Source organism: Parasynechococcus sp. (genome assembly GCF_042954245.1).
Lineage (GTDB): Bacteria > Cyanobacteriota > Cyanobacteriia > PCC-6307 > Cyanobiaceae > Parasynechococcus.
This window is the reverse complement of record NZ_JBGKDP010000077.1, coordinates 1-8,489: the sequence shown is the minus strand read 5'-3', so window position 1 is coordinate 8,489 and position 8,489 is coordinate 1. Positions and strand designations below refer to the sequence as shown.

Below are 8,489 nucleotides of genomic sequence, written 5' to 3'. Positions count from 1 at the left end.
GCCGTTTGCAGAGCCCGACGGTAGGGACTCGAGAGCAGGCGATCCAACCGCAGCCCCCGTTGCACCAGGGCCGCCATCACCAGCTGTGTTCGCTGACGGCCTGCGGCGGTCAAGGGGCGATCCGGGTGGTCCTGGCTCGCCTGGCGGACTCCGGCGATGCCATGCCGCAACAGAACCAGGTCAGCCGAGTTCGAGCCGGGCATGCAACGGAATCTCGGTGCTGCTCTGCTCCTGACGATCAACGTCGATGGCCACCGCCAGGCCGTGGACCTGATCCTGGAGGGGCCGCCCCGCCATCACCTGCAGCAGGGCCCAGGGCCGCCATTGCCCCAACAGTGCGCGGGCGGGCTCATCCGCCAGCAGTAGCGCCTGCGCCGGTTGGGAGGACGGTGTGAGCTCCTGCCACTGGTTCAAGCGAGGCTGGAGGGCACGCCTGTTCTGGCGCTGCGACAACGCCATCAAGGACTCCCCCCACCAGTTCAGCGCAGACGAGCGAACCTGAGCCACAGCCAATTGAGCATCCACGCCCGGCTGGCGTCCCCGCTGGCGCACCAGCCGCGTCCACACGCTCAACACCTCTCCATCGCCCTCCAACTCAGCACGGGTCAGGCCCTGCTCCTGCAAACGCGCATCCACCGCATCCCTGGCGGGGCTTTGCGGTCGGGTGGCCAGAAGCCACCCCTCGGGCTGGTCCTGCCAGAGGAGAGGGCCGTCATCGGCCCCAACAACAGCATCTGCCGCCGGCTGACCCGCCAAGTGCTGCTCCAACACCGGACCGAACCATTGGGCCAGCGGATGGCTTTCGCTGGGATCCAACAAACGGGCTGGACTCTGCAGCTGAGCCAGCCAGCGGGCATGGCCGCCGGCCGAAGCGGTCAGATCCGTGAGACCAGGCCAGGGGTCGGTGCCAAGGGCTTGCCGGAACCCGAGTCGCCCATCCACCGCCAGGGTTGAACCCTCCGGTCGCAGTGACGCCACGAGTCCGCTCAGATCGTCCCGTTGGGCCACCAGCTCCGGCACCTGCAACCAATGCTCAAGGGCGTGGGGAGATGCCGTCAGCAAAGCCACGCCCTCGCCGAGCTCAGCCACCTGACGCTGCAGGCGTTGATCCCCTAGCTGATGTTGATCCGGAAGCTGGGAGACATCGAGGGCCTGCTCCAGCACACCCCGGCCCGAGGCCACAAGGATCAGATCGTCGTCAATCAAGGCCGTGGCCAGAGGTTGGGGGTCTTGCCCCACCAATGCTCCCTGGCCGCTAATCACACCGATGCCGCGGTAACTACTGATCTGCAGGTCGGTGCCCGCCAGGCTGCGGATCTGCCAAAACCTTTGCAGAAAGCGCTGGGCGCCGTCGTCATCCCGACTGGTCAAAGCCAACACCCAGCCGGTGTTGGAGTCCCCATCGGTGAGGGTGAGACTGACCTCCTCACCAAGCCAAGGCTCTAGCTCAAGACCGAACTGCAGACCCGCCAAGGCAAAGACGCCTTCGCGCCACTGCCGAGCGCCATCACGGGCATCGCGGCGTTGGGAGGCAGGAGCAACGGCCTGGGCATAGGCCGGCAACCGTCCGGGATCGGCCAGCCAATGGACGGACAAATCAGCATCCCGGGGCACAAACCGGGCCGCCCGGGGCAGATGCAACGGCTGCTCTACAAGCTGCAGGGGACTCTGGCGGTTCATGGCCCAGAGCAGGCCAACGGCCAGCAAAAGCAGCGACAGCAGCACAGCGCCGGCAGCTCTGAGGAAGGGGAGGGCCTTCATGGGCCGGCGGTCTCGGGTCGCCTCATCTTTGTCCATCACCGCAGAATGGCGCCATGGGCCAATCCCAACAACCACAACTAATCCAAGCCTCTGAACTGCAGCAATGGCTGCAAAGCGAGCGACCTTCACCGCAACTGGTGGATGTGCGCGAGGAGGCTGAACTTGCGATCGCTGCCTTCCCAGGTCAGGTGCTGCACCGCCCCCTGAGCCAATCCAATGCATGGCTTGGAACACTGCAGGCCGACCTCAAACCCGATCAACCCGTCGTGGTGGTTTGTCATGCCGGTGTGCGCAGCTACCACTTCGGCCTGTGGCTGCTGGACCAACCCTGGGGCCTTGAGGTGTGGAACCTTGAGGGAGGCATTGATGCCTGGAGCCTTCAGGTGGATCCCAGAGTTCCCCGCTACTGATGAGCAAGCCCCTGTCCCTTCGGCAAGAACAGGTGCTTCAGGCGACGGTGCACCACTACGTCGACACGATGGAGCCGGTGGGCAGCCGCACCCTGGTGCAACGCTTCGGCATCCCCGCCAGCTCCGCCACCGTTCGCTCCGCCATGGGGACGCTTGAGCGCCGAGGACTGCTGCATCAACCACACACATCCGCCGGACGCGTTCCCAGTCCGATGGGATACCGGCACTACGTGGATGCGCTGCTGCCGGAACCTGGCATCGCCGTTCAACACCTGGAACGGGAGCTCACCGGCCTCAGTCTTCGTTGGGCCGGTTTGGACGACCTGCTGATGCATCTGACCCGGCGGCTGACGGATTTCACCGGTCTGATGAGCCTGATCACTCAACCGCAGCAGGAGAACCGCCAACTGGAGACGATCCGTCTGGTGCCCAGCGGTGATCGACTGCTGGTGATGCTGGTGGAAGCCAATGGCCGCGTCAGCCACGTCAACCTGCGTCTGCCCCACGGGGCTGAAGCCGAACTCACCACGATGGAACGCTGGGCGGCGGCCCAGCTCGAGCAGGGCGACCTGAACTGGGAAGCACTGCCCAGGCAGCTGCAACGCAGCGGCGCTGTGCTGCGCAACGCCCTTGAGCAACCCACCCCCGCCAAATCCACACAGGTGGTGGTGCATGGCCTCTCAAGGCTGGTGAGCGAACCGGAATTTGAAAGCACCTCCAGCCTTCGGCCGCTGCTGGAATTGATCGATGACCAACCCGCCACCTTGATCAGCCGCGGTGAATCCGCACGGGTGTGGATCGGTGACGAACATCCGCAGCCAGCCCTGGAGGCCTGTGCCGTGGTTCAGGCCCCTTACCGCTGCAACGAGGGACTGGGCCATGTGGCCCTGGTGGGCCCGATGCGGATGGCGTATGCCACGGCACGAGCGGCCGTGCAGCGGGTGGCACGCCACCTGGAATTGCTGCTGGCCTGAAGCCCGAACGTCAGAGCTGATCCCCCAGCTTCTCCGCCACGGTGTTGACGTCCTTATCACCGCGGCCGGAGCAATTGATCACCACTTCCGTGCCATCGGCCAGGGTGGGGCAAAGCTGCTCAAGCCAGGCGAAGGCGTGGGCGGTTTCCAGGGCCGGAATGATGCCCTCAAGCTCACTCACCAGGCGCAGGGCATCGAGGGCCTGTTGGTCGGTGACTGCGGCGTACTCAGCACGCCCGATCTCCCGCAGGTAGCTGTGCTCCGGCCCCACTCCGGGGTAATCGAGACCTGCACTGATGGAGTGGGCCTCCATCACTTGGCCATCGCCGTCCTGCAGCAGCAGGCTCATGGCGCCGTGCAACACACCGGCACGACCCTCGGTGATCGTCGCAGCGTGGCGACTGGTGGCCACACCATCACCAGCGGCCTCAACACCGATCAGACGCACAGACGTGTCCTGAACAAAGGGATGGAACAGGCCCATGGCATTGGAGCCACCGCCAACGCAGGCCATCAGCACATCGGGCAGCCGACCGAAGGCTTCCTGACACTGCTGCTTGGACTCTTCGCCGATCACGGCATGGAAATCCCGCACCAACATCGGATAAGGGTGCGGACCAGCGACGGATCCAAGGATGTAGTGGGTGGTCTCGACGTTGGTCACCCAGTCGCGAATCGCTTCACTGGTGGCGTCCTTAAGGGTGGCGGTGCCAGCCGTCACAGGTTGCACCGTGGCGCTCAGCAGACGCATGCGGAAGACGTTGAGGGCCTGACGGCGCATGTCTTCCGCACCCATGTAGATCACGCACTCCAGACCGAAGCGGGCACAGACCGTGGCCGTCGCGACGCCGTGCTGCCCCGCCCCGGTCTCGGCAATGATCCGCTTCTTGCCCATACGCAGGGCCAGCAGGGCCTGCCCCAGGGCGTTGTTGATCTTGTGGGCACCGGTGTGGTTAAGATCTTCTCGCTTCAGCCAGATACGGGGGCCACCGTCGGCGCGGCGATAGTGGGCGGTGAGACGCTCGGCCTCATACAAGGGTGTCGCCCGGCCGACGTAGTTCTTCAGCAAGCGATTGAGCTCAGCGGTGAAGGCAGGATCATTCCAGGCCTGAGCCGCCGCTTGCTCCAGTTCTGCCAACGCAAGCATCAAGGTCTCGGGCACGTACTGGCCGCCGAATCTTCCAAAGCGACCGTGAGCTCCGGGGCGCACTGCTGGCTGCAGGCTGGAAGGATCCGGAGTGCTGGCGTTGGGCAGGGTACTGGTCACGGATCCACGGCGGAGCGTCGGCTCAGCGTAAGCAGGCGGTCACGCCATGGGGCGCCGCATGGGCGGTCATCGACAATGCAACCCGATTGCGACGGGTGGATGCCGAAGGGAGGCTGGCAGGAATTCAGCAGTGCCGAGAGCCTGCAGCGACCGAGCGGACCTGCGGCGGAGCCCACAGCCAAGGCGCAGCAAATGGTCCGGGTGCAGCCCACCCGCGGTGGCAAAGGTGGCAAAACCGTGACGGTCATCCGGGGCCTTGAGCTGGATGCTGCGGGCTTCAAGGCGCTGCTGAAGAAGCTCAAAACACGAATCGGCAGTGGCGGTACCGCCAAGGACGGCGTGATCGAACTGCAAGGAGATCAGATGGATCTGGCGCTCGAGCTGCTCAGCAAGGAGGGATACCGGCCGAAACGGGCTGGGGGTTAAGAGAGAATGATCACCACTTCATGCCGTGGCCATGACCGCCAGCCCCACCTACGGAGAGCTCACCAACAAGGATGCTTCCACCAACATCGCCTGGCATGAGGCCTCCGTGAGCCGCGACGAGCGCTCGAAGCAGCGCGGTCACGGCAGCACCATTCTTTGGTTCACCGGACTCTCCGGCTCTGGCAAGAGTACCCTAGCCAATGCCGTCAACGCAGCCCTGTTTGAGCGGGGACTCGCCACCTATGTGCTGGATGGAGATAACATCCGCCACGGCCTCTGCAAAGACCTGGGCTTCTCCGATGCCGACCGTGAGGAGAACATCCGCCGCATCGGCGAAGTGGCCAAGCTGTTCCTGGGTGCGGGCATGATCGTGCTGACCGCCTTTGTTTCGCCCTTCCGCACTGACCGGGACAAGGCCCGGGACCTGGTGGAGGACGGTGACTTCCTTGAGGTGTTCTGCGCCGCTGATCTCGAGGTCTGCGAATCCCGCGACCCCAAAGGCCTCTACGCCAAAGCACGGGCGGGGCAGATCAAGGAATTCACCGGCATCTCCAGCCCCTACGAAGCACCGGAAACGCCCGAACTGAAGATCGACACCGGCAAGCAGAATCTGACCGACTCCGTGGAGTTGGTGATCAAAGCGCTCCAGGAGCGTGGGGTGATTCCGGCGGCCTGAGGTCGCCGTCGCCCGCCCTGGCGGCATCCGCCAGGGTTTTGATGCAACTGGCCACCGGCACCGCCAACAGCAGTCCCAGCAGATCCCCCACGCCATAGAGGGCGCCCACCCGGGCGCCAATGGGCAAGGCGATCAGCAACCAGGCCGGTTGCAAACCCACGATGCTGCCCATCAGCCGCGGTTGGATCACCTGATCCACGATCTGACCGACAACGATCGCCGCGGCGAGCAGCTCAAGGCCTGTGCGGGGGTCCTGAACCGCCAGCACCGCACTTACCGAGACGATCGACACGGCACTGGCATAGGGCACCAGGGTGGTGAAGCCGATCAGCACGGCGAACAACACGCCGTAGGGAATTTTCAGGGCGGTGAACACCAGAAGCTGACCGCCACTGAGGATCAGCGCCAACACCACCTGGCCGGCGAAATAGCCCCGAAAGGTGCGTTCGAGGGTCGTCTGCACCAAATCCCGCCAACGATCGGGCAGCCAACGGGCCAGACCATCGACGATCGGATCCGCCCCAAGCAGCAGGAAGACCGCCAGCACCAGCACGATCACCACATTGATCGTGGTGCCCACCGTGGCCCCCAACAGTCCCAACAGGCGCTGGCTCAGCTGCGTCGCCAGACGGCTGAACTGGGCTACCAGATCGCTGCTGAGGTCAGCGAAATCAGCCGGCAAGCCATGGTCCAGCGCCCAGAGCTGACCCCGATCGATCCACTGCTCTGCCGCCGTGAGCAGAGACGGCGAGGCACTGAGCAATTGACTGAGCTGCTCAATCAAGAGCGGCACCAAAGCCACAGCTGCCCAGACCAGAAGCCCCAGGGTCACTAGCACGATACTGACGATGGCCCAGGCTCGGGGAAGACCCCGTTGCGCGAGCCAGCGGCAGGGCAGGTCCAACAAAAAGGCGATCAAAGCCGCGGTGAGGAACAGCCCGGGGAATGGGGCAAACTGCACCAGCAAACGCTTCAGCACAAAAGCGTTTAAGCCCAGTACAGGCAGCAGAAGACCGAGTCGCAACCAGACCGGCCAGGGCGTCATCGAGACGATGACGCAAATCGATCAGTGCTGCTCAAGGGAGGCCGGCTTGGAGGCGGAACTGACGTAATGGCACCAAAAACTGAGCCAGGCGGCAATCCCGAGGAACTTGAATCCTTCCTCAAAGATCTGCACCGTCTCGTAGGAATTCGGCCACAGCCCCTGGAGGGCATCGGTCAGAACCGATAGGCCCAACAACACAACGGAGACCAGAAAGGTGTCACCACCGAAGCGCCGCAGGGGGCCATGGAAGCGGAACAACAGCAGCCCGGTGAAGAAGGCGTAGGTGATGTAAAGGAACGCCTCACCGAGGTAGCGGTCATGCACCAGGAACATGTCGTCCAGACAGAGCCAGAGCGAGAAGCCGCCCCCACAGAAGGCGAATTGACGGTTCAGAACAGAGCCCTGGATCTGTCGAGTGGACACCGCAAACAATGAAATAGCCGCCGCCGCCATCCAGAGCAGATAGCCCACGCTGGAGAGGAATCCTTCCCCCAGAGGCGCCTTGCAGGATTGGGCCAGGTCCATCAGCACCATCTTGGCGCTGATGCCCTCGGAGGCGCTCCAGACCAGGGCGACCGCATAGACGATGGCCGCCGGCACTACCGCCCAAAGCAGCGTGGAACGAACGGGAACACTCATGAATCCATCTGGGAGAGATAATCCGTGCTGCCCAGATCAACCAGGCGCGCATCCTTGGCCACCACAGCATCGTGAAGGCTGCTGCGGTAGGCCTCAAGTTTCTGGGCCAAGCCAGCATCGGCCACCGACAGGATCTGGGCCGCCAGCAAGCCGGCATTGAGGCCCCCACCGATGGCGACGGTGGCCACGGGAATCCCCCCCGGCATCTGCACGATTGAGTGAAGGGAATCGACCCCGGACAGCGCCCGGCTTTTCACCGGCACGCCGATCACGGGCAGTGTGGTGAGGGCAGACATCATACCGGGGAGATGGGCCGCCCCACCGGCACCGGCGACGATCACCCCAAATCCCTGATCCCGGGCCGCTTGAGCGAAGTTCACCATCTCCAAAGGGGTTCGATGGGCCGAGAGCACCCGAACCTGCACCTCCACTCCCAGCTCGCGCAGGATGGCGGCAGCGGGTTCCATGGTGGGCAAGTCAGAGTCACTTCCCATTACAACGGCAACTCGGGGGAGCACTAGCGGCACAACGCAGAGGGGCAAGACTGCCATCGTCTCCCCCCATGGGTGCCACGGCCAGTGTTGCGTTGATGCACCGGATCACCAACGTTCGTTTGCCTGGCCCCCTGTCTGGGGACGGAGATCAGCGCTATGCCGTCGACCTGGATGACCAGGGGCTGATCTGCCGCATTGACGCGATGGGCGCTGAGGCTCAACAGACGGATGAGGACTGGAACAGCGACTGGCTCAGCCCCCGGGGTGTTGACCTGCAGATCAACGGCGGATTGGGGCTGGCTTTCCCGGAACTGAGTGCGGCGAATTTGCCCCGATTAGAGAAGCTTCTCGAGTTGCTGTGGCGCGATGGGATCGAAGCAATCGCCCCGACCCTGGTGACCTGCGGCATCGCACCGCTGCGCCAGGCCCTAACCGTGCTGCGGCAGGCCCGGCTACATCACCGTCCAGGCCGTTGCCGGCTGCTGGGGGCCCATCTGGAGGGTCCCTTTCTGGCAGAGGCCCACCGCGGTGCCCATCCCCGTGAACACCTGGCCAAACCCAGCTTGGAGGCTCTCCGGGAACGAATCGGTGGGTTCGAAACGGAGATTGCCCTGGTCACCCTGGCCCCCGAACTGGACGAGGGCGCAGCGGTGATCGGGCGGCTGCGGGAGCTGGGCATCAGCGTGGCACTGGGCCACAGCGCCGCCAATGCCGAACAGGCCAGCGCCGGTTTCGATCAGGGGGTGGCCATGCTCACCCACGCTTTCAATGCCATGCCGGGCTTGCACCACCGGGCA

General features: G+C 64.3%; 10 protein-coding genes and 1 pseudogene. 5 read left to right on the top strand and 6 right to left on the bottom strand.

Annotated features, from left to right (window positions below; genetic code table 11):
* The coding region (locus ACGVJ8_RS03685; RefSeq protein WP_392345556.1) for a SixA phosphatase family protein at positions 1–203 on the bottom strand (203 nt) is incomplete at its 3' end.
* Complete coding sequence (locus ACGVJ8_RS03680) at positions 181–1,797, bottom strand: DUF3352 domain-containing protein (RefSeq protein WP_392345554.1); 1,617 nt, start codon at positions 1,795–1,797, stop codon at positions 181–183. The genes ACGVJ8_RS03680 and ACGVJ8_RS03685, both read right to left, overlap by 23 nt.
* Before the next feature lie 17 nt (positions 1,798–1,814).
* Between ACGVJ8_RS03680 and ACGVJ8_RS03675 the strand changes: the two genes are divergently transcribed.
* Positions 1,815–2,171 (top strand): rhodanese-like domain-containing protein, encoded by a 357-nt coding sequence (locus tag ACGVJ8_RS03675; protein WP_392345552.1) that lies wholly within the window; start codon positions 1,815–1,817, stop codon positions 2,169–2,171.
* Positions 2,171–3,145: a heat-inducible transcriptional repressor HrcA gene (gene hrcA, locus ACGVJ8_RS03670; RefSeq protein WP_392345550.1), complete on the top strand. Its 975-nt coding sequence runs from the start codon at positions 2,171–2,173 to the stop codon at positions 3,143–3,145. The genes ACGVJ8_RS03675 and hrcA overlap by 1 nt, the downstream gene beginning before the upstream one ends.
* A gap of 10 nt (positions 3,146–3,155) precedes the next feature.
* On the opposite strand, the gene trpB is transcribed toward hrcA, so the two are convergent.
* Positions 3,156–4,412, bottom strand: coding sequence for a tryptophan synthase subunit beta (gene trpB, locus ACGVJ8_RS03665; protein ID WP_392345548.1), 1,257 nt, complete (start codon positions 4,410–4,412; stop codon positions 3,156–3,158).
* A gap of 99 nt (positions 4,413–4,511) precedes the next feature.
* On the opposite strand from trpB, the gene ACGVJ8_RS03660 reads away from it, so the two are divergent.
* Both ACGVJ8_RS03660 and cysC read left to right on the top strand, forming a co-directional pair.
* Positions 4,512–4,838, top strand: coding sequence for a translation initiation factor (locus tag ACGVJ8_RS03660; RefSeq protein ID WP_392345546.1), 327 nt, complete (start codon positions 4,512–4,514; stop codon positions 4,836–4,838).
* A gap of 31 nt (positions 4,839–4,869) precedes the next feature.
* Positions 4,870–5,514 carry an adenylyl-sulfate kinase gene (cysC, locus tag ACGVJ8_RS03655; protein WP_392345545.1) on the top strand — a complete coding sequence of 215 codons (645 nt, stop codon included), beginning with the start codon at positions 4,870–4,872 and terminating at the stop codon, positions 5,512–5,514.
* On the opposite strand, the gene ACGVJ8_RS03650 is transcribed toward cysC, so the two are convergent.
* From ACGVJ8_RS03650 to purE, 3 genes are read right to left on the bottom strand one after another with little or no spacing between them, the layout of a single operon-like run.
* Entirely contained in the window at positions 5,474–6,559 is a 1,086-nt protein-coding gene (locus ACGVJ8_RS03650; protein ID WP_392345543.1) for an AI-2E family transporter, read from the bottom strand. The two genes, cysC and ACGVJ8_RS03650, sit on opposite strands and share 41 nt — an antisense overlap.
* Positions 6,560–6,580: 21 nt before the next feature.
* Positions 6,581–7,198: an oxidoreductase gene (locus ACGVJ8_RS03645; RefSeq protein WP_392345541.1), complete on the bottom strand. Its 618-nt coding sequence runs from the start codon at positions 7,196–7,198 to the stop codon at positions 6,581–6,583.
* Positions 7,195–7,749 (bottom strand): 5-(carboxyamino)imidazole ribonucleotide mutase, encoded by a 555-nt coding sequence (gene purE, locus ACGVJ8_RS03640; protein ID WP_392345539.1) that lies wholly within the window; start codon positions 7,747–7,749, stop codon positions 7,195–7,197. Before purE ends, ACGVJ8_RS03645 begins: the two co-directional genes overlap by 4 nt.
* Positions 7,750–7,760: 11 nt before the next feature.
* Here purE and ACGVJ8_RS03635 point away from each other — a divergent pair.
* A pseudogene (locus tag ACGVJ8_RS03635) lies at positions 7,761–8,489 on the top strand (N-acetylglucosamine-6-phosphate deacetylase); the annotation flags it as partial.